The organism is Bacillus sp. B1(2022) (assembly GCF_040259625.1).
GTDB classification, from domain to species: domain Bacteria; phylum Bacillota; class Bacilli; order Bacillales; family Bacillaceae; genus Bacillus; species Bacillus velezensis.
On sequence record NZ_JANIFO010000009.1, the window covers coordinates 114,241 to 134,109 of the forward strand.

23 protein-coding genes are annotated in these 19,869 nt (G+C 46.8%); 4 read left to right on the forward strand and 19 right to left on the reverse strand.

Annotated elements, in window-relative coordinates:
- Window position 1: 1 nt before the first annotated feature.
- The 7 genes from rsbS to acpS all read right to left on the reverse strand — a co-directional run bounded on the left by rsbS (window position 2) and on the right by acpS (window position 4,891).
- Window positions 2–367, reverse strand: a complete 366-nt coding sequence (gene rsbS / locus NQS30_RS15965) for an RsbT antagonist protein RsbS (protein ID WP_003156180.1) — start codon at window positions 365–367, stop codon at window positions 2–4.
- A gap of 4 nt (window positions 368–371) precedes the next feature.
- Window positions 372–1,193: an STAS domain-containing protein gene (locus NQS30_RS15970; protein ID WP_003156182.1), complete on the reverse strand. Its 822-nt coding sequence runs from the start codon at window positions 1,191–1,193 to the stop codon at window positions 372–374.
- A gap of 117 nt (window positions 1,194–1,310) precedes the next feature.
- On the reverse strand, window positions 1,311–1,661 hold the full coding sequence (gene ndoA / locus NQS30_RS15975; RefSeq protein ID WP_003156187.1) for a type II toxin-antitoxin system endoribonuclease NdoA: 351 nt from the start codon (window positions 1,659–1,661) through the stop codon (window positions 1,311–1,313).
- A gap of 5 nt (window positions 1,662–1,666) precedes the next feature.
- Window positions 1,667–1,948 carry a type II toxin-antitoxin system antitoxin EndoAI gene (endB, locus tag NQS30_RS15980; protein ID WP_003156188.1) on the reverse strand — a complete coding sequence of 94 codons (282 nt, stop codon included), beginning with the start codon at window positions 1,946–1,948 and terminating at the stop codon, window positions 1,667–1,669.
- A gap of 119 nt (window positions 1,949–2,067) precedes the next feature.
- A complete protein-coding gene (gene alr / locus NQS30_RS15985; RefSeq protein WP_025284272.1) occupies window positions 2,068–3,237 on the reverse strand; it encodes an alanine racemase in 1,170 nt (389 codons plus the stop codon).
- 116 nt (window positions 3,238–3,353) lie between these two features.
- On the reverse strand, window positions 3,354–4,361 hold the full coding sequence (locus tag NQS30_RS15990) for a LolA family protein (protein WP_007410230.1): 1,008 nt from the start codon (window positions 4,359–4,361) through the stop codon (window positions 3,354–3,356).
- Between the two features lie 164 nt (window positions 4,362–4,525).
- Window positions 4,526–4,891, reverse strand: coding sequence for a holo-ACP synthase (acpS, locus tag NQS30_RS15995; RefSeq protein WP_007410229.1), 366 nt, complete (start codon window positions 4,889–4,891; stop codon window positions 4,526–4,528).
- A 92-nt stretch (window positions 4,892–4,983) separates the two neighbouring features.
- Between acpS and NQS30_RS16000 the strand changes: the two genes are divergently transcribed.
- Window positions 4,984–5,583, forward strand: a complete 600-nt coding sequence (locus tag NQS30_RS16000; protein WP_003156193.1) for a rhomboid family intramembrane serine protease — start codon at window positions 4,984–4,986, stop codon at window positions 5,581–5,583.
- Here NQS30_RS16000 and NQS30_RS16005 read toward each other — a convergent pair.
- From NQS30_RS16005 to NQS30_RS16025, 5 genes are all read right to left on the reverse strand, one after another.
- The gene (locus NQS30_RS16005; RefSeq protein ID WP_218791499.1) at window positions 5,580–7,046 is read right to left on the reverse strand and encodes a PH domain-containing protein; all 1,467 of its coding nucleotides are present in this window, start codon (window positions 7,044–7,046) and stop codon (window positions 5,580–5,582) included. The two genes, NQS30_RS16000 and NQS30_RS16005, sit on opposite strands and share 4 nt — an antisense overlap.
- Window positions 7,036–7,515: a PH domain-containing protein gene (locus NQS30_RS16010; RefSeq protein WP_003156195.1), complete on the reverse strand. Its 480-nt coding sequence runs from the start codon at window positions 7,513–7,515 to the stop codon at window positions 7,036–7,038. The genes NQS30_RS16005 and NQS30_RS16010 overlap by 11 nt, the downstream gene beginning before the upstream one ends.
- 116 nt (window positions 7,516–7,631) lie before the next feature.
- Window positions 7,632–9,116, reverse strand: a complete 1,485-nt coding sequence (gene cshA, locus NQS30_RS16015) for a degradosome RNA helicase CshA (RefSeq protein WP_015239193.1) — start codon at window positions 9,114–9,116, stop codon at window positions 7,632–7,634.
- 330 nt (window positions 9,117–9,446) lie between these two features.
- The gene (locus tag NQS30_RS16020) at window positions 9,447–10,817 is read right to left on the reverse strand and encodes a UDP-N-acetylmuramoyl-tripeptide--D-alanyl-D-alanine ligase (RefSeq protein ID WP_218791498.1); all 1,371 of its coding nucleotides are present in this window, start codon (window positions 10,815–10,817) and stop codon (window positions 9,447–9,449) included.
- A gap of 76 nt (window positions 10,818–10,893) precedes the next feature.
- A complete protein-coding gene (locus tag NQS30_RS16025; protein WP_023356724.1) occupies window positions 10,894–11,979 on the reverse strand; it encodes a D-alanine--D-alanine ligase in 1,086 nt (361 codons plus the stop codon).
- A 153-nt stretch (window positions 11,980–12,132) separates the two neighbouring features.
- Between NQS30_RS16025 and NQS30_RS16030 the strand changes: the two genes are divergently transcribed.
- Window positions 12,133–12,450, forward strand: coding sequence for a thioredoxin family protein (locus NQS30_RS16030; protein ID WP_003156200.1), 318 nt, complete (start codon window positions 12,133–12,135; stop codon window positions 12,448–12,450).
- Here NQS30_RS16030 and NQS30_RS16035 read toward each other — a convergent pair.
- Window positions 12,447–13,340: a cation diffusion facilitator family transporter gene (locus NQS30_RS16035; RefSeq protein WP_039062645.1), complete on the reverse strand. Its 894-nt coding sequence runs from the start codon at window positions 13,338–13,340 to the stop codon at window positions 12,447–12,449. The genes NQS30_RS16030 and NQS30_RS16035 overlap by 4 nt on opposite strands.
- Before the next feature lie 213 nt (window positions 13,341–13,553).
- Here NQS30_RS16035 and NQS30_RS16040 point away from each other — a divergent pair, with 213 nt between their 5' ends.
- Together NQS30_RS16040 and fbpB are read left to right on the forward strand one after the other, a co-directional pair.
- Window positions 13,554–13,733, forward strand: a complete 180-nt coding sequence (locus NQS30_RS16040; protein WP_003156203.1) for a Fur-regulated basic protein FbpA — start codon at window positions 13,554–13,556, stop codon at window positions 13,731–13,733.
- Complete coding sequence (gene fbpB / locus NQS30_RS16045) at window positions 13,720–13,866, forward strand: Fur-regulated basic protein FbpB (RefSeq protein ID WP_003156206.1); 147 nt, start codon at window positions 13,720–13,722, stop codon at window positions 13,864–13,866. Before NQS30_RS16040 ends, fbpB begins: the two co-directional genes overlap by 14 nt.
- A gap of 26 nt (window positions 13,867–13,892) precedes the next feature.
- On the opposite strand, the gene NQS30_RS16050 is transcribed toward fbpB, so the two are convergent.
- From NQS30_RS16050 to dctP, 6 genes are all read right to left on the reverse strand, one after another.
- A complete protein-coding gene (locus NQS30_RS16050) occupies window positions 13,893–15,038 on the reverse strand; it encodes an acyl-CoA dehydrogenase family protein (protein ID WP_052827071.1) in 1,146 nt (381 codons plus the stop codon).
- A 115-nt stretch (window positions 15,039–15,153) separates the two neighbouring features.
- Window positions 15,154–15,489 carry a hypothetical protein gene (locus NQS30_RS16055; protein WP_007410218.1) on the reverse strand — a complete coding sequence of 112 codons (336 nt, stop codon included), beginning with the start codon at window positions 15,487–15,489 and terminating at the stop codon, window positions 15,154–15,156.
- A gap of 94 nt (window positions 15,490–15,583) precedes the next feature.
- Window positions 15,584–16,351 carry an ABC transporter permease gene (locus NQS30_RS16060; RefSeq protein ID WP_007410217.1) on the reverse strand — a complete coding sequence of 256 codons (768 nt, stop codon included), beginning with the start codon at window positions 16,349–16,351 and terminating at the stop codon, window positions 15,584–15,586.
- Window positions 16,344–17,270 carry an ABC transporter ATP-binding protein gene (locus NQS30_RS16065; protein WP_012116860.1) on the reverse strand — a complete coding sequence of 309 codons (927 nt, stop codon included), beginning with the start codon at window positions 17,268–17,270 and terminating at the stop codon, window positions 16,344–16,346. Before NQS30_RS16065 ends, NQS30_RS16060 begins: the two co-directional genes overlap by 8 nt.
- Window positions 17,271–17,371: 101 nt before the next feature.
- Window positions 17,372–18,421: an AI-2E family transporter gene (locus tag NQS30_RS16070; RefSeq protein ID WP_007410215.1), complete on the reverse strand. Its 1,050-nt coding sequence runs from the start codon at window positions 18,419–18,421 to the stop codon at window positions 17,372–17,374.
- A 185-nt stretch (window positions 18,422–18,606) separates the two neighbouring features.
- On the reverse strand, window positions 18,607–19,863 hold the full coding sequence (dctP, locus tag NQS30_RS16075) for a C4-dicarboxylate transporter DctP (protein WP_012116859.1): 1,257 nt from the start codon (window positions 19,861–19,863) through the stop codon (window positions 18,607–18,609).
- Between the last annotated feature and the right edge of the window lie 6 nt (window positions 19,864–19,869).

Below are 19,869 nucleotides of genomic sequence, written 5' to 3' on the forward strand. Positions count from 1 at the left end.
GCTATTCCCCCAATTCCCGCTTCAATGTCTCAAGCCCTTGCTCTAAATCGAGCGCCGTTTCAATTTCCTCAAGTGAGATTCCGAGTTCAATCAATGTGACCGCCACAGCCGGCTGAATTCCCGTCAATACGACCTTTGCGCCCATCAATTTAGACATGGTGATGACATCGCCGAGCACTTTCGCGATAAATGAATCGATCATGTCAACGGATGTCAGGTCAATGACGACCCCGTTTGCGCCGGTTTCATAGATTTTGTTCAGCAGATCTTCTTGAAAATGCAAAGCTGTCTGATCGTCAAGTTCCCATTGGATGGATACCAATAAGCAGTTATACAGTTTCAGGATCGGGATTTTTGGATGTCTCACAATGTTATTCCCCCAATGAAACGATTTTTCGATTTGTCATTTCAAGCGCTGTTTGAATTCCTTTTTGAAGGGTATTCTTCGTAATAACCTGCGACAAATCAATTCCCAGATTAACGATCGTCTGCGCGATTTCCGGACGGATTCCGACGAGCAGGCATTTCGCGCCGACAAGCCGCACCGCTTCTGATGCCTGAATAATATGGTGCGCCACCATCGTATCAACGACCGGCACGCCCGTGATATCAATTAATACAACCTGTGAACGGTGCTTCACGACGCCGTTTAACAGATTTTCCATAATGTGCTTTGCACGCTCCGTATCAATCGTCCCGACAAGCGGCATGACCGTTACATGCTCAAATACCGGGATCAGCGGAGCCGACAATTCCTGAAGCGCGATTTTTTGCAAAGTAACCGTTTTTTCCCAGGAGATAGAATACTGATTTAAGATTTCCGTGTTGATCGGATTGAAAAAGCTGTCTATTTCCAAAATCAAATCTGCTCTGTCCTGATCGGCCATATTAAGGTCGACCATCGTTTCGTAAAGCAGTTTCCAAAACTCTGACAGGGTGGCTGAAAGAAGTTTCAGTGACAGGCCGAGCTGAACGGCGCGCAGTGCGAGTTCACTGATCTGCTCTTCCGTGGCCTCGTCATTTTTAGTCGATAATAAAAGAATGTCTATATAGTCTTTACAAATATTTTCACATATGTGATTCGTAAGCTGATAGTCTTCCTGATTGCCTACTTCTTTTAGTTTGGCTGTCCAAGTATCAAGCAGTTCATCATGCTGATCAATGATGAACTGATACACTTTCTGATTCGACATGGGTTTCACTGACCTCCCGACACAAAACAACAAATTTTGTTTGATTATCTCTTTATTATAGCGCTTATGTTTTTCGAAAACAAAAAAAGTTGCTCTATATGAGCAACCAAAATATGACTAAAAATCAATGAGTGCCAAACTGATTTGCAGGGCTTCATCAACCTTATCCATCATTTCATCATCCAGATGAGTTATTTTATCCGTTAATCTTTGCTTGTCAATCGTCCGAATTTGCTCCAGCAAAATAACGGAATCTCTTTCAAAACCGTAGCGTTTTGCATCAATTTCGACGTGGGTTGGTAATTTCGCTTTCTGTATTTGGGCTGTTATGGCTGCAACAATAGCAGTCGGGCTAAAGCGATTTCCGATATCATTTTGGATCACTAAAACCGGGCGTACGCCGCCTTGCTCTGAGCCAACAACAGGAGATAAATCAGCAAAATAAACATCGCCGCGCTTTACAATCAAAATGATTATCCTCCGCTGACTAAGCGCTCAACGGTCGTTTCTGCTTCGCACTCAGCATAGTGAGCCTCAGAAGAGATATTCAAGTTGATTTTCGCCATTTCCATATACCCGCGTCTCATCAAATCACGGTTATGGCGAGTTGTCCGTTCGCTGACATACGCTCTCACTGCTTGTGATATCAGTTCGTTTCTGCTTCGTTTCTCCCGCATCGCTACACCATCCAATTCAGCTACTAAGTTTTCAGGCAAGCTGATTTTCATTTCGGTTCTTGCGCTGGATTCAGACAAAAAACATACACCTCCACCAAACTTACGGATACGACCAATACATCCATCCAGACATAATGATACCATTATTCAAACGTCAAGCAAAGCTGTTTTATAAATTCTCTTTTTCCGGATGACGGCTACTTGTTTGTATTATCTTGCAGTAAAGGATTTCTTACTTCCATTATACTCTCATTTTCCAAAAACATACGGGGAACGCGGGAACTAATGGTACAAGGGACCTCGTAATTAATCGTCTCAAGCCGCCCTGCGATTTCATCCATCGTGATCGTTTCTCCCTTCTGGCTGCCGATCAGGGTGACTTTGGTGCCCGGCGGATAAGATTGATCTAATTCGACCATCAATTGATCCATGCAGATTCTTCCCGCGATGTTCATCCGTTTGCCGCCGATCAGCACAGACGTGCCGCTCAGCTTGCGGAGCCACCCGTCCGCATAGCCGATGGGAACCGTTCCGATCCATTGATCCTTCTCTGCCGTATATGTTGCGCCGTAGCTGACGCTTTCCCCTTTGCGGATCTTTTTCACATGGGATAAAACAGAGTGCAGCGCAAAAGCCGGCTTTAATTGAAACGGAATTTCGCTTTGGATGTCAGCAGAAGGACGAAGCCCGTACATACTGATGCCGAAACGAACCGCGTTAAAGAAGCCTTTTTTAAGACGAAGTCCGGCAGCGCTGTTCGCGCAGTGCACCATCAATTCTTTTAAAGGAAGCGGAGCGATCAATGTTTTAAAGCGGTCAAACTGGAAGAGGAAATAATCTCTGTTTTTCTCATCCGCGGTAGCAAAGTGGGTGAATACGCCTTTACAGACTAAACCGGGATTTTGGCTGAGGATTTTTAACACGCTTTGGATTTCTTCCTCCGTTTTGACTCCGAGTCTGTTCATGCCGGTGTCGACTTTCAGATGAAACGGCACTGTCGCACTTCCGAGGTGGCGCGCAGCTTCCTGAAGCCATTCAACAGAATACCCCGTGAGTGTTACGTCATACTCGGCAGCTGCTTGTACATATTCGGGCGGCACGGCGCCAAGCACGAGAATCGGCGCTGTAATGCCCCGTTTTCTCAATGAAATCGCTTCATCCAGTATGGCTACGGCAAGACAAGAGGCACCCGCTTCAAGCGCGGCTTTCCCAACTTCCAAATCTCCGTGGCCGTAAGCGTTCGCCTTTACAACCGCCATGAGATGGACGTTTTGCCCGATGTGTTTTTTCATATGCGTGACATTTTCTTTAATCGCGGACAGGTTGATTTCCGCCCACGTTTCTCTGTAAAAGGATGCTGTGTTCATTCGATACACTTCCTAGCATTATTTTCAATTCATATTGTTATTATCATACTAAAATTATTCTGCAAAGTGAAATGGAATCAAAAAAGAGACCGACAGCGGCGGCCTCTTTTTTGACGTTATTTTGACGACTGTCCCTGCATGCTTTTGGCGGCGGCCACCATTTCATCTTTTGTAAGATCCTGTGATGACAGAAGATAATCCACTCCGTCATATGTCCACGTTAAAGACGTATCAGATAATGCCGCAACCGTGAAGCCGAGATTAACCGGTTCGCCTTTCAGCGTGACGGCAGAGGCGGCTTTTGCGATATGGGCTTTTTCTTGAATAAGGGTGAATGATTTTTCTCCGCCGTAAGTCATGACGATCCGTTTGCCGTCCGCCGTTGAAATATCTTTCTCTTCAAGCTTTTTGACGCCGGCCGGCACTTGAAGCGGTGTTTTGACCGCAAATGAATCAGACGGCTTGGCGCTTGTGGCGACGTCCATCTGGGAAAGCGTCATATTTTTCTTCTCGTCAAAAGAGTCTTTATCAAACGGCTTGTTGAATTCAAAGCTTTTGAATTCGACTTTTACCATCACTTTCCGGTCTGTATCCATGACTTTGACGAGCGACGGGCTCATGTCCTTTTTGTTGAAAGTGATTTCCTGAGTCGGCAGCATTTTGTTGTGCTGATAGTTTGTTTTTGTTTCAAACGTGTACTTTTTATCTTTGGCGGAATAGACGGCGTCTTTGTCATGCTGCACGTCCTTTACAAGTGACTCAAACAAATATACTTGGCTGCTGTTATTCGGCCAGTCGCTTTGGAATCTGAAGCTCTTATTTAGAGACGGCGTGAGGACAAAGACTCCGTTGGCGTTCCGTAAAATGACTTGGTTTTGGTCTTTTTTCGGATTTTCCAGATAGACCCGGTACAGGGAAGGTTTTTTATGCCAGATTTCCACATTGTATACTTGCGGATCACTCCCCGTTTCAATGGTCATTTTGGCTTTCGCTTTGTACGAGGTGTATTCTTTCGCCTTCTTATCTAAACCGTTCACGATATCTTCCTGTGATTTTTGGCCGCAGGCCGAAAGAATAAGGACGGCAAGCAGTCCCGTTAAAAGCAAAACAAAGCTTTTTCTCACCTTTTTTCAACCCCTTCTTCTCAATTGATGTAAAGGGAAGAAATCGCTTGTTTGACTTTAACGGTACGCCCTGAACGGACGGACGCGTACCATAAAAGCCTCAAACAACTTGTCTCCCTTAATGCACTATCAAATATATGAAGGGGTTCCGGCTAATATGCAGACTAGCGTGACAACCTTTCAATCACGACCTGTGCCGCGGCGTATTCTTTTGTATGGGTAATGGAGACGTGAACCGCCGCGCCGTCAAGCTTGGCGCAGGCCAGCACAGGCTTTCCCGCTTTGTCGTTTCCGGTTTCAATATCCTGAAAGCTGAGCTCTTTGCCGATACCTGTGCCGTATGCTTTCGAAAAGGCTTCTTTTGCCGCAAATCTTCCCGCGAGAAATTCAATTTTCCTTTTGTCCGACAGCAATGTAAAACGGGCATATTCAGCTTCCGTCAATATTCTTTGCGGAAACCTCGCCTGCCGGCTGAGCATGTTTTCAATTCTGTGCAGTTCAACGATGTCGATTCCGATTCCGAAAATCATGTGAATTCCTCCTAAAAGTCCGTACTAAAAAACGGTTTATGTCATAAACGTGTTACTATATATGTAACAAATCAGATGCAAAGGGGCTTGCGATGTTTATACGAACGGAAAATTTCCAGACTTTTATCAGACGTTATCCGGCCGTCAGCTGTATCTTGGCGCTGCAGGCGTTCTTGTGGCTGTTTTTCAGTATGCCGCTTCATTCCGTCATGATGTGGTCAGATGCTGTGACCGGCTATAATTACGGCGTTTCCTCGGGAGAATGGTGGCGGCTGGTGACACCGATGTTTTTACACGCGAATTTCACTCACCTTTTGTTTAACTCCATGTCTCTCTTTTTATTCGCGCCCCCGCTTGAGCAGATGCTCGGAAAAGTCCGTTTTCTGATTGTGTACATCGCATCGGGCATCATCGGCAATATCGGCACGTATCTTGCCGAACCGCTTGATTATGTGCATGTCGGCGCATCCGGCGCGATCTTCGGACTTTTCGGCGTGTATGTGTTTTTGACTGTTTTCCGCAAGGAGCTGATCGGCCGGGATCAGTCGAAAATGATTATGACCCTGCTTATCATCGCGGTGCTGTCGACGTTTATCAACTCTAATATTAACATTATGGCGCATTTGTTCGGACTGGCAGGCGGATTTTTGCTTTCCTTTTTATGCGTGCAGCAAAAAAAGCGGCGGTATTAACCGTCCGCTTTTTCATATGAATACCAGCGCCCGATGCGTTCGGCATCTTCCTCGCTGACATCCTTCAGCATGACATGTTCCATGTGGTGAGCTGATTTCACTGCGGTAGCCACAGATGCGAGTCGCCTTCTTTTTTGCAGAAAGGAGCGGCTGACTTCAAACATTTGCATTCTTCTTCTCAGCATAATCGTGGTCGTCTTCCCGACCAGCCTCGTGGTGATCTGAAGCCTGCCGCCGTTTATGCACCATGACGCTGTCCTAAACGAGGCATATCCAAGCACCATTTCGACGGGAAGCACAAGGAGCGATGCATATCCCCACGGTTTAAACAGAATACAAAGCGGGATGATCACGAAAACCGAGAAGATTATGGATCGGAATAAATACCGGCGCAGCGCCCTTTTCGGCAAATGATTCCGGTTTTCTTCCAGCACGTAATCCGGTGTGAAACCGTTCAGCATCACTCCGAGCTTTGATTTGCGGATGATCGGAAACAGAATCGTCTGTGCTCCTTCTTTCTCATTCCCCGCACTGCCGGCGCTGACAATCGCAACCGTCGCGTATCCGAATAATTGCCTGATCACATTTTCTTTCATTTTAATGGCTTGGATTTTACGGAGCGGGATTGTCACTTGATGTTTTTCAATAATTCCTCTGGTAATGACCAAGTCGTGTTCCTTTTTTTCTATCTTAAAGTTGGCATGCTTGATCATCATACCGGCGATGCTTAACAGCCAGGCGATGAACAATCCTATGAAAATGATCACGGCGTATATACCGATGCTCGCATGCTTGAGAAAAGAAAACCTGTCATAGAGCCAGTCCATCGGAAGTACTTCATCAATCTGAGAAAAGAGGGCGAATACCGCTGAGATGATGACACCGACTCCCCCGGATGTTGAGGCGGCCATAAGCAGCTCACCTACAGACAGTCGGTAAACGGATTGCACATCTTCCCCGCGCATCGGCTCCTGCTCCGCTGCGGTCTCCCCTCGTTCTTCTTGCTCCGCTTTTTGCTGAAAAACAGCCGCTCTGATCCGTTCCGCCTCTTCCACAGTAATGGCGGATAAGACGGCCTCGGCGTTTTTCCCGTCACCGGCCGTTTCGATTTGAAGCTTAACAAGCTTAAAAAGCTGCTGAATGATGCCGGCACTCGTATTCATTGATTGAATCCGGTCAATGGAGATGTATCTCTTTTTCGTAAAAAACAAGCCTTCTTCAATTCTGAATTCTCCGTCCTCAATCCGGTATGTAAATTTTCTCCATTCGATCACACTAGCTGTAATCAGCCAGATAAGCAGGACGGCGAGCGCAATGCCTCCGTAAAAGCGGATGAAGTGGTTGGAGTTTACAATATAGACGAGAAAAAATGGCAGAATAATGTTTTTAATGGTTTCGATAATAATATGGAATAAGTTCAAAATCACGGCCGCCGGGTGCAGACGTTTCGGCTCAGACATCATCTTCCGTCACCCTTGCCAGACGGGAAATGGAATCCCTCAGCCGGTCAGCTTCCTCCATATCAAGCGCCGGAATGGAATGAACGGTTGCCGCCGTGGAGATTTTGACTGAGGCCAGACGATACCTTCTGAGGAGCGGGCCTTGTGAAGTATCTACGTGCTGCACCCTCACCATCGGCACAATGACCCGTTTGACAATAAAAATGCCGGATTGAATATCAATTTCATTTTCATGGACTTCATAGCGCCAGATCCTGTGCCTGATTTTCGGTATGGCATAGACGGATATCACTGAACCGATGACCCAAATAATGCCGAGGACTCCGGTGATCCAATACGGCCAATGGAAGAAATGGCTTAAAACAGCTGCTGCTATAACGGCCAGAAGACAGAAGGCGGACAGGATGATTTCCTGAAGACGCCAGACTTTTAAGCCGCTTGGACTGATTCGATTTTTTGGCTGTGCTCTCAACATACCTACCTCCCATTTTTTATCATACATACAAATACGGCTGATTTGCAAAAAAGATTCACTTTCCGGCATATCAAAAAAAAGCGGACCCCGTAAAAGGGTCCGCTTCCTGTGTTTTAGTATGATTTTTTCTGGCGTCTGTCACCTGAAGAACGGCGGTCGCTTGAGCGTTTTTTATCGTAGGAAGAACGATTGTTGGTTTTCCCTTTGCCGCCGCGGTAGCCGCCGCCTTGGCCGTCTCTGCGCTTAGAAGTACGCTGGTTTTTATAGCGTTTGCTGACCATCGGCGCTTCATCAGTGAGGCGTACAGGCGTGCTGTCCGGCTCTTTTGTCGCCATTTTAATGGCTGCAGCCACAACTGTCACTGCATCATGATCTTCTAACAATTCCGCAGCTGCCGTCATGTAGAAGTTCAGGTTGTTTTCGCTGATCGCCGTGCGCAGACGGTCAACCGTCACCTGCTGCTGTCCTTCTAATGCTTCGTCAAGCGTCGGCTCTTTCATACGGTCCATTTTGCGTTTTGTCGTTTGTTCAATCGCGCGAAGCATGCTTTTCTCACGCGGTGTGATAAACGTCATCGCCATACCCGTTTTTCCTGCACGGCCCGTTCTTCCGATACGGTGAACGTAGCTTTCAGGATCTTGAGGCACGTCAAAGTTGTAAACGTGGGTAACGCCTGAGATATCAAGTCCGCGGGCGGCAACGTCAGTCGCTACAAGCACTTCGATCGCACCTTCTTTAAATTTACGAAGCGCAACCATACGTTTCGCCTGCGTTAAGTCGCCGTGAATTCCTTCAGCCGCATATCCGCGAAGGTTCAGGGCTTCAGCAAGCTCATCGACACGGCGTTTCGTACGTCCGAATACGATCGCAAGTTCCGGAGACTGAATGTCAAGAAGACGAGTCAGCGTATCGAATTTTTTGCGCTCCTGCACTTCCAAGTAGAACTGCTGAATGTTGGACACAGTCATTTCTTTCGCTTTTACTTTTACGTGTTCCGGCTCAGTCATGAAACGCTCTGCGATCCGTTTGATCGGCGCAGGCATTGTTGCTGAGAATAAGAGCGTTTGGTGGTCGCTCGGCACGTTTGAGAGAATGGATTCAATGTCATCAATGAATCCCATATTCAGCATTTCATCAGCCTCATCCATGACAACCGTATTCACGTTGTTTAAACGGATCGTGCGGCGGTTGATATGGTCAAGAAGACGCCCCGGCGTACCTACGATGATATGCGGGTTTTTCTTCAATGCGCGGATCTGACGTCCGATATCCTGGCCGCCGTAAATAGGCAGTACTTTCGCACGCTTATCTTGTCCGATTTTATATAACTCTTCAGATACTTGAATGGCTAATTCACGGGTTGGCGCGATTACGATTGCTTGAATATTAGGAGACTCGGGGTTCATTTTTTCAACAAGGGGTATACCGAACGCAGCTGTTTTACCTGTACCTGTTTGCGCTTGTCCGATGACATCTTTATTTAAAAGTCCGAGCGGAATCGTTTGTGCCTGGATCGGTGTTGCTTCTTCAAATCCCATACGATTGATTGATTTCATGAGATCAGAACTTAATTGGAAATCTTGAAACGTTATAGTCAAATTATTCAAACTCCTTCTGATTGCTGTTTCAGTAATGTCGTGATTTACCACTAAAAACCGCCCTTTCATCCAAAGGACAGGATCATACGTATACAAAGCCCGAATTACTTTACGTTTAATCTTACCATTACACTATGTGTTTTTCAATAAGGCGAGATGGTCAGGCGGCCGGAAGCGGCCTGACCGGATTCTTCCCGCGAACGAGGCCGGACCCCGCGCCGGACGGGATTTCCCAGCCGGCGGTCTTTCTTTTTCATACGGACAGAATTATTTCACCCTGAATTAGTTTCTTCATTTTTGTATATTTTTATAATGCTGATCAGTATTTTTTCAGTTCTTCTCTAATAAATCTTTAACGATTTCTTCGAGCTTCATACCTCTCGATGCTTTAAACAGAAGGAGATCGCCGGAAGCGGCCATTTCCTGTATGGCGTGAAGCAGTTCTTTTTTGTCAAGATAATGGCTGACGCGCCCTTCTTCAAAATGCCGACGCGCTCCGTCAGCGATGAATGCGCCGAGTGTGCCGTAAGTAAATACATGGTCGATTTCCGCCGGATTGACCGCAGCTCCGCATTCTTCGTGGAATGCTTTTTCTTCATCACCAAGTTCAAGCATATCACCGAGAACGAGCATTTTCTTCCGATAGCCTTTCATCGTTTCGATTAATTCGACCGCCGCTTTCATTGACGTCGGGCTCGCATTATACGCGTCGTTTACGATCGAGATGCCGTTTTCCGTTTTGACCAGTTCCAATCTCATCCCCGTCACCTTCAGGCGGCTCAGTCCCAGAGCGGCATTTTCCGGCGTAATGCCGAAATAGATGCCGGCGGCGTATGCAGCCATGGCATTCATCACATTATGTCTGCCGAGAACCGGAATAAAGAAAGAACGGTCGATCCCGTCGATATTGAAGTACGTGCCTTCTTCCGCTTGTTTTATTTCTTTCAGGCGGAGATCATTGTCCGCGCCTGCGCCGTATGTCGTTGTCCGGCAAGTGTACGTCTTTTGGCGGAGCAGCGGCTCATCCCCGAAATAAAACAGAACGCCGTCTTCCCGAAGTCCGTTTATAATTTCAAGTTTCGCCTCCGCAATTCCTTCTCTTGAGCCTAAATCCTGCATGTGGGATTCGCCGATATTGGTAATGACGGCCGCTTCCGGTTCAGCAAGACGGCTCAGAAAATCAATTTCGCCCCTCGCGCTCATTCCCATTTCTAAAACGGCGATTTCTGTATCTTCAGGCATGGCAAGCACAGTCAGCGGCAGGCCGATATGATTGTTGAAATTGCCGGCGGTTTTGTGAACGCGGTACTGAGTGCCGAGAACGGCGTGAAGCATGTCTTTCGTTGTCGTTTTTCCATTGCTCCCGGTCACCCCGATAACCCTTGTGCCGAGCTCTTTCAAACAAGCTTTTGCCAATGTTTGCAGCGCCTCCAGCGTGTCATCGACCAGGATGACAGCACGCTCTTCCGGCGGATTCGGTTCAGAGCGGTCCCACAATACCGCGGAAACGCCTTTTTCGAATGCTTGCGGCACAAAGGTGTGGCCGTTAAAATGCTCGCCTTTTAAAGGAATGAACAGCTGATTTTTTTCCAAAGTCCGCGTATCGGTTGCGGCGCCCTCAATCATTCTTTGTTCAAATTCGGGATTTGTCAGTGTGCCTTTGACCATGTCTGCGATTCGTTTTACAGTTCGCTTTATCAAAGGTGGCACCTCGCTTTCTGAAAATGTTGTCTGTTACGGGAAAAGACACTGCCCCTTCAGGCAGTGTCCGTCTTCATTAAAATGTATGTTTAATCAGCTGTTTTTCGGCATGGCGTTCTTTTGCCAGCTCAACCAGCTGTTCGATCAGATCACTGTAATCTACGCCTGCTTCTTTCCAAAGCAGCGGGAACATGCTGAATGGCGTAAAGCCCGGCATTGTGTTCACTTCGTTAATGAGCACTTGACCGTCATTGGTCAGGAAGAAATCGGCGCGGACAAGGCCTGATCCGTCAATCGCTTTGAAGGCTTTAATCGCCATCTCGCTGATTTCCGCATATTGTTCATCCGTCACTTGCGCGGGAATCATTAAATCCGTGTCGCCGTCTTCATATTTCGCTTTGTAATCGTAAAAGTCGGTTTTCGGCGCGATTTCACCGACGGCGGAGCATTTCGGTTCGTCATTTCCGAGTACGCCGATTTCGATTTCTCTGCCGGCGATTCCTTCTTCCACCACAATTTTCCGGTCATACTCAAAAGCCAGTTCGAAGGCTTTTTCAAGCTCTTCACGGTTTCGGCATTTGCTGATTCCGACGCTTGATCCGAGGTTCGCCGGTTTGACGAAGCACGGATATCCCAGCTCCTTTTCAACCTGCTGTAAGCAGCTGTCCGGCGTCTGTTTCCAGTCCTTTTTTAAGAAAGCGGCGTACTTCGCCTGCGGAAGCCCCGCTTGAGCGAACAAATGCTTCATGATGACTTTATCCATGCCGGCTGATGATGCAAGCACCCCGTTGCCGACATAAGGAACGTTCAGCAATTCCAGCAGACCCTGAATGGTGCCGTCTTCACCGTTCGGTCCGTGGAGAAGCGGAAATACGACATCGATCGGCGCCTTTTCGTCAGGCGACGCTTCAGGAAACATTTCCCGGTTCAATGCTGATAGAGCGAAACTTTCACCGTTTTGTTCCAGCTGAAGCATTTTCACGTTGGAAACCGGCTCAGTCAGCAGCGGGCCTCTTTGCCATTCTCCTTTTTCAGTGATGTAAATCGGATGTATATCAAACTTCTCAGTATTAAGCGCTTTTGTTACAGCTAATGCTGTCTGCAGCGATACATTGTGTTCGGCTGACTTTCCGCCGTACACCAATCCTAGACTTGTTTTCAATGGATATTCCCCCCACAACAATTCATCTTTACTATCTTATCACTTTCCTCAGAAAATGATCTAATTATTTTTGGGCATTCTGAATATGAAAGCATTTGTATGTAATTCCTTTTTATTTTATATTAAAATGGCATGGAAAAGGAGATGTGTCATATGAAAAAAATCAGTACAACAGAACAATTTAATGAACTTATTCAATCCGACAAGGAAATCATCGTGAAATTTTTCGCTGACTGGTGCCCTGACTGCACGCGCATGAATATGTTCATCGGCGATATTTTGGAAGAATATAATCAAAATGATTGGTATGAACTGAACAGAGACGAGCTCCCTGAGCTTGCCGACAAATATCAGGTAATGGGCATACCGAGCCTTCTGATCTTTAAAAACGGCGAAAAGAAAGCGCATCTTCACAGCGCAAACGCGAAAACGCCCGAAGAAGTCACAGAGTTTTTATCACAGCATATTTAATTCGTTTCACGATCTTTGTTTATGACTTCAGGCTCTACATGAACATGGACATGAGTCACATCATGTTCATGTTTTATTGCATATTCGACCTCATCGGCTACTTCATGGCCTTCTTTCACAGACAGTCCCGGATCTACCGTAATGACCATTTCCACATGAACCGTGCTCCCTAAATACCTTGCTTTCACATCCTTCAGCCTGCTGACCTCTTTTATTTCTTTCACCGTGTGTTTATACGGCTCCAAATCTTTCAGATCAAACCCGTCCGTCAATGAGTGGGAAGCATCTTTGAAGATGTCCCATGCCGTCTTACAGATGATGATTCCGATCAGAAAAGCAATGACCGGATCAATCCACGGCAGATGAAGCCGGGCGGTTAAGACGCCTATAAACGCCCCAATACTGACATAGGCGTCAGAACGGCTGTCTTTCGCCGCCGCATGAAGCGCAGCACTTTTAACCCGATCTGCAAGACGGCTGTTATATACATACATGCCGTACATTACAATCGCGCTTCCGAGCGCCGTCCATGCCGCAATGAAGCTCGGCTCGGCCTCCGTTCCGCTGACAATCGCCTTTGCTCCCCCGATCAGCACTTCAATACCGACCGCCATCATAATAAAAGACGCAATTAATGAAGAAATTGTTTCAGCCCGATAATGTCCGTAGGCATGATCACTGTCCGCGGGGCGCTGGGAAATCCGGAGCCCGATCAGCACAGCCAGTGATGCGACAATATCCGTGGCATTATTTAACCCGTCCGCTCTGAGCGCTTCGGAATGATAAATAAGACCGATCACCAGTTTGACGGCGGCAAGGATGAGGTACGCGGCGATATTAAGAATCGCGCCTTTTTCGCCCCGTTTTAAGTTTGCCGTTTGATCATTCATGTAAGGACTCCTCCATTCTCATTCATAGTATGGATGGAAAAGCGGAAAAATAGCAGCTTTGATCTGAGCAAATGCAATATTCGACAGCATTATTCCCCGGGAAACTTTTTGTCGAAAAATTGGCGGTATTTTCCCTTTACATATGAATATGCCCATTGTATACTTTCATTAACTGATAATGATTCTCAATATCATTTGATTAGGAGGGTAATCATGAGGTCTTCTCCTCAGCTCAGATCATCAGTTGAAGGACGAAAAAAACATCTGATCCATTTGCTGATCAATAACGGAATATACAAAAAGTCGGAACGGCATTTATATGAATTATCGCTAGGAGAATTAGAAAGCGAATACAAATATGTAAGGAAGGTGCGGGCTCATGGCGAAACGTAAAATAAAAACATACGAACAGCTGATAAAAGAAAACAAGGCGGCCATTATGAATAATCAAAAGCTGATGAATGTGATCTATGACAGAATTGACCGTAAGCATCAAAAACTGCTCCGGCACAACAGCCATACATAAAAAGAGCCTTTTTCAGGCTCTTTTTTTTATTGCTCAAAGGCTTCCGCCGCTAATTTGCCGATGACCGCATCGTCCATCGGCGGATTGTGAAGGCCGGCCCGGGCATCCCGATAATACCGCTGAAGCGGATTATTTCGCTCCAGGCTTTTTGCGCCGGTGATTCTCATTGCTTTATCAACAACAGAAAGGACGGCATTTGTCACAATATGTTTTGCGATGCCGAGCTCGCTTTTGATGAAAGGGCGGCGTTTCGGGTCATCATACATTTGCGCCGCCGTGAAGAGAAACTGTCTCGCTTTTAACAATTCAAGCTCCATTTCCCCGACACGCTGCTGAACGGCCGGCACGTCTTTAATCGGTCCGTTCAGGCTGTTCGGCGAATATTCGGATGCAAACCGGACGGCATAGTCCCTTGCCGCTTGAGCGATGCCCAGATAAGCAGCGGGAATGTGAAGCAGCCAGCCATTCACTTTCGCCGCTCTCGGCCCGCTGATAAGCTCCACAAGCCGCTCGTCACTGACCGTGACATGATCTAAAAGGAGATCATGGCTTCCGGTCGCCTTCATGGCAATCATATCCCATGTTTCTTCGACTGAAACGCCTGACTGATCTTTATGAATGAGAAAAACACCGGTCGTTTGTTTTTCTTCAATCCATGCCGTCACAAGCATATAATCCAAAGTCAGTGAAAGGGTTGTAAAGGTTTTTCGGCCGTTCAGCACCCATTTTCCGTCTTTTTTGACAGCGGAGGTGCCGGGTCTTCCTCCCCTCGTCGGACTGCCGGTCTGCCGTTCCGTCGCTGCCCTGTTCAGGACAGCTCCCTTTTTCACCTCTTCTGTGATAAATGAAAAGACATCTTCATCCCAGCTGTTTCCTTCTCCGAGCTCACCCATGACGGATAAATGCCAGCCGATTCCGAGAGCAACGGCCGCGTCTCCCCGCGCCAGCCGTTCCTGAAACAGCACCATATCATAAACGGAAATGCCTGCACCGCCGAATACCTCAGGTACCGTTAACGCCGTATATCCCGCGTCGCGCAGTCTTTGAATTTTCTCCGCAGGAAAACGGCCCGCCTCATCATCAAGCGCGGCTGTTTTTTGAAATTCGTCTGCAAGCAGGCCGATTTTTTCCATCCATTCCCTCTGCCGTTCATTCTGTATCCATAAAGACACTGGAATCCCCCCATTATAATTCCGATAAAGTTAATAAGTATTATAGAGATTCAAGTCTCGTTTCGCAACTGTGAGGCTGTACAAAAAAAACACGCTATTCCATGGAATAGCGCGTTCAGACTGCTTCCGGGCCGCGGTCCTGCTTAAGCCCGAGATAAATCAGCATATATGTGAGATAACCCATCGTCATCACAAGCCCGCCAAAGAAAAAGCTAGAAAAAATCGGCTCTTCAAACGCGGTAACTGCCGCAAGCACGATCCAGCTTGCATACAGGTAGATGATGAAATAACGGAATCCCGACTTCATTTTATATAAGAGAAACAGCCCCACTGTAGAAAACAAACCCAGCGCAAGCCTGAAATAAACAAGATGTTCGAATTGGAACATGAATGACACAAAGGAAAAACCAAGCAATAACACAATCGGTAATGCGGTAATAAAATTTCTCAAGTGAGCACCTCCGTCATTACCTTTATTATAAATCAAAATAGCATAAATTATTGATTTATCGTGATCTTTTTCACAAAAATGTCATTCCTTTACTTTATACCCGAACATCGCGTTTGCAAAAGCTCCACCAAGCGACGGCTAAGAAGAATACGATATGGATAATGATAATGCCTGCGGAAAATAACGGCGTCATTCCCGCAAACAGCGGTTTCGCCCCGCTCATATATTGCGTCAGGTCAGTATTTGCGAACAGCAGAAAACTTCCCCATTTGTTTTGGAAGAGCGACATAATCGTCACAAGTGATTTTGCGCCATACAGCACGATAAATGACAAAATGACGGCCGTTGCGCTGTTTCGGAATACAGAAGAACACAACAAGCCAAAGCATGCCATCGCAAACGCCTCGACCCAGTTCGTGCCGATTACTTTCAGGGTGTTCATAAGAAGCGTCCCTGATTCAGATGTCACCGACACGCCGAAGAAAGCCATGCCGAACAGCAGAGACAGAATATAGTACGCCGCATACAGGTACAAGCTGACCAAAAATACGGTAATGAGTTTAGATACAAAAATCCGCTCCCGCTTTACCGGGCGGATTAACAAAAATTTGATCGTTTTCTTATCAAATTCAGCGGAAATGATCGTTGCCGCGATCACGATCGTTAATGCCTCAAGCAGAATATTCAGCCCGGGCGCGTACGCCATATAGCCGATGAAATTCTCATCCGTTCCGGAACTGATGACAAGCCGTTTAATGACAAGCGCCATAATAAATTGGAGAACGGCCATCAGAATCAGCGCCACTAATGAGACTTTTCGGTTAAAGAGTTTCATATGCTCATTCGCTGTCAATTTAAACATTCGTCTCCCCCTCCTCTTGAAGCGCCGTCGTCACTTTCATGAATTCATCCTCCAGCGATTCCGCATACGGCATGATGGAATACACAAGAAAGTCTTGTCCGACGAGCGCACGGTTTAATGCCGGGATGTCCTTCTTCGCTACGGTGACGGTAATGCCCCCGCCGTTTTTCTCCGGAGCAAATTGCTGTTGGGACAGCCATTCGAAGGCTTCGTCAGCCGGCTGAATGTCGAGGACGGCTTTTTCTTCTTTTTCCTCAGCGCCGCGCAGAACAACCTCTGTTTTGATCTCACCTTTTTGAATGATGATGACACGGTCGCAAAGGTCCTCCACTTCACGCAATAAATGCGTCGCAAAAAGGATGCTCGTCCCTTCAAGCTCCGCGAGTTCCTTTAAGTGATCGCGGAAATCCTTCATTCCGCCGGGATCAAGCCCGTTTGTCGGTTCATCTAAAATGAGCAGATTCGGACGGTGAAGAATGGCCTGAGCAATCCCGAGACGCTGACGCATACCAAGGGAATACGTTTTAACTTTGTCATGAACGGCATTGGTGAGCCCGACCCGTTCGATGACTTCCTGAAGCCTGTCCTCTTTGATGTTTTTGTGCATGTTGGCAAAGTGCTTCAGATTCTCCCACCCCGTCAGGTACGGGTAGAATTCAGGATTTTCCACGATCGCTCCGACGGATTCAAGCGCTTTTTCGAAATCAGCATCGTGCTGAAAGCCGTTAATTGTAATCGTGCCGCTGTTTTTCTTTAAAAGACCGACGATGATTCGGATAAGTGTGGTTTTTCCCGACCCGTTCGGACCGAGCAAACCGATGATCTCGCCCTGCCTGACATCCATGCTGATGTTTTTTAAAATGTGCTTTTTGCCTATTGTTTTGTCAAGGCCTTCAATATGTAAAATCGGCTCAGTCATACAGCCTTCCTCCTTTTTCACAAAAAATAAACAGTGCCCGTACATAGGCACTGTCTGCATTATAACATTAGTCATATATTCGTGAAGAGCCGGAGCCGACGTTATGTCTTATCCGGGACCGGTCCGTTTTTTTCCTTCTCTTCATTATTGACGACATCCAGAATATCGAGCAGGAACACAAAAATCGGAATTCCGATAATCAAGCCCCAAATGCCGAAGAAATGTTCCGAGAAAATCAGAACTGTAAAGGTAAAAAAGATCGGCAGTTCCGTTTTCGCTGACATCAGTTTCGGATTAAGGAAGTACGTCTCAATCGCATGGATGACGAAAATGACCAGCACGATGTAGATGACATACGCTGCGCCGCCCGTCGTATACGCGATGATGCTGAGCGGAATGAGCGAAATCACCACACCCGCAACGGGAATGAGCCCGAGGAAAAAGACCATGATGGACAGGCCGAACAGCTGCGGAAAATGCAGAATCGCCAATGCGATCAAGGTGAGGATACAGTTCACCAGCGCGATAATAAATTGGGCTTCAAGCACTTTGCCGAATGTTCTCGCAAACTTGCTGCCGAAATAAGCAAGTTCGTAGTAAAAAACAGACAGCTTGCTGTGCTGAAATTTTTTCATAAACTCCGTGAGCCGCTTTTTCTCGAACAGGAAAAACATGCTGAGAATCAGTGACATCACGACCTGCAAACCGAAAGTGCTGATATCGGCCAAGTATGTATACAGTACATTAAAACCTTCTTTTACATAGGAACCGATATTGATATCGCCGAACACGCTCGATATCTCATCATAAAACGGAATGACATCGGGATGATACGCGATGTGCTTGATCTGCTTAATCAGCTGTTCAATCTGCTTGGCAACAATCGGGTAAAAGACAAAGCCTCCGACAGTCGCCCCGACAGCCAGCGCAATATATAAAACGGTGATGACCACCCTCTGGCTGATCCGGAAAAAATGGTTCAACACGTGCCGGATGACAGTCTCCAGCCGATCCATCAGAAAAGTAAAAATAAACGTAAGCAAAATCAAATTAATCATACTTCGGAATACAACTAACACCCCAGTCAAAACAAGAAAAACGGAAAAACGTCTGACACCCGGATGCTGAAAAAATTTAAAAATAGCCGCCATTTATACACTCCTGCTAGGACAAAAAGCCCTTAGATTTCATCTTTCACTCTCTAATTGTAAATTATATAACAAAATGACGCTAAGGTCTTTGTCCACCTCCTAATAAATTTAAACAAATTTATCTTTTTTACTCATGGCGGCCGAAAAAAAGAACGGCATGCCCGATGCATACCGTTCCTTTCCTTTTATACCGCCGTTTTCATTTCTTTTACGGCCTGTGTGCTTTTCGCTTCGTCAAACTCATTTTCGCTCTTGGCTACGATGATGGTGGCGATTCCGTTTCCGATCAGGTTGACGATCGCCCTTCCTTCACTCATAAAGCGGTCGACGCCGAGGAGCAGCGCCAGCCCCTCCAGCGGAATAACCTGAAGCGCCGATAAAGTGGAGGCGAGCACGATAAATCCGCTTCCGGTTACGCCCGCCGCGCCTTTTGATGTCAGCATCAGCACGAGAATGATCGTAACCTGCTGGCCGATGGTAAGGTCAACGCCGAACACCTGCGCCAGAAAAACCGTCGCCATGGACAGATAAATCGAGGTGCCGTCCAGGTTAAAAGAATATCCCGTCGGAATGACAAGGCCGACAACCGATTTGGAACAGCCGTAGCGCTCCATTTTATCCATCATCCGCGGAAGGACGGACTCAGAAGAGCTTGTGCCGAGAACGATGAGCAGTTCATCTTTAATAAAACGGAGATAGTTCCACAAGCTGAAACCGAATAGTTTGCAAATGATATTCAAAGCGACAAATACAAACAGGAACATCGTAACGTATACAGACAGCATCAGACTCGCCAGCGGCTTGATGGAATCAAGGCCGAAGTGCCCGATCGTATAGGCCATGGCCCCGAATGCGCCGATCGGCGCCGCGCGCATGATGTAGCCGATGATTTTGAAAAAAACGTGCGACAGTTTATCGAAGAAATCAATAATGCTTTTGCCTCTTTCACCGAGCGCCGCCAGGCCGACACCGAATAAAACAGAAAAGAATAAGACCTGAAGAATGTCGCCTTTTGCGAAAGCGTCAACCATATTTGACGGAACGATGTGAGTGATAAATTCAATCCAGTCAATCCCCTGTCCACCATTTTGCGTGTACTGAGAGACATCCCCTTTTTCAAGCTTGCTGTAATCAAGCCCCTCACCGGGTTTCATGATATTGACGACCAGAAGTCCGATAATAAGGGCGATGGTGGTCACGACTTCAAAATAAATAAATGCTTTTCCCCCGACTTTGCCGACTTTTTTCATGTCTCCCATCTTGGCGATGCCAAGCACGATCGTCAGGAATATGATCGGTGCGATAATCATTTTTACCGCATTGATAAATGTATCGCCGAGCGGCTTCATCTGCTTCCCGGCCTCAGGCCATACGAGTCCGACAATGACGCCGATGATCACCGCCGTGATGACCTGCACCGTAAGATTTTTGAAAATTTTCATCCCTAC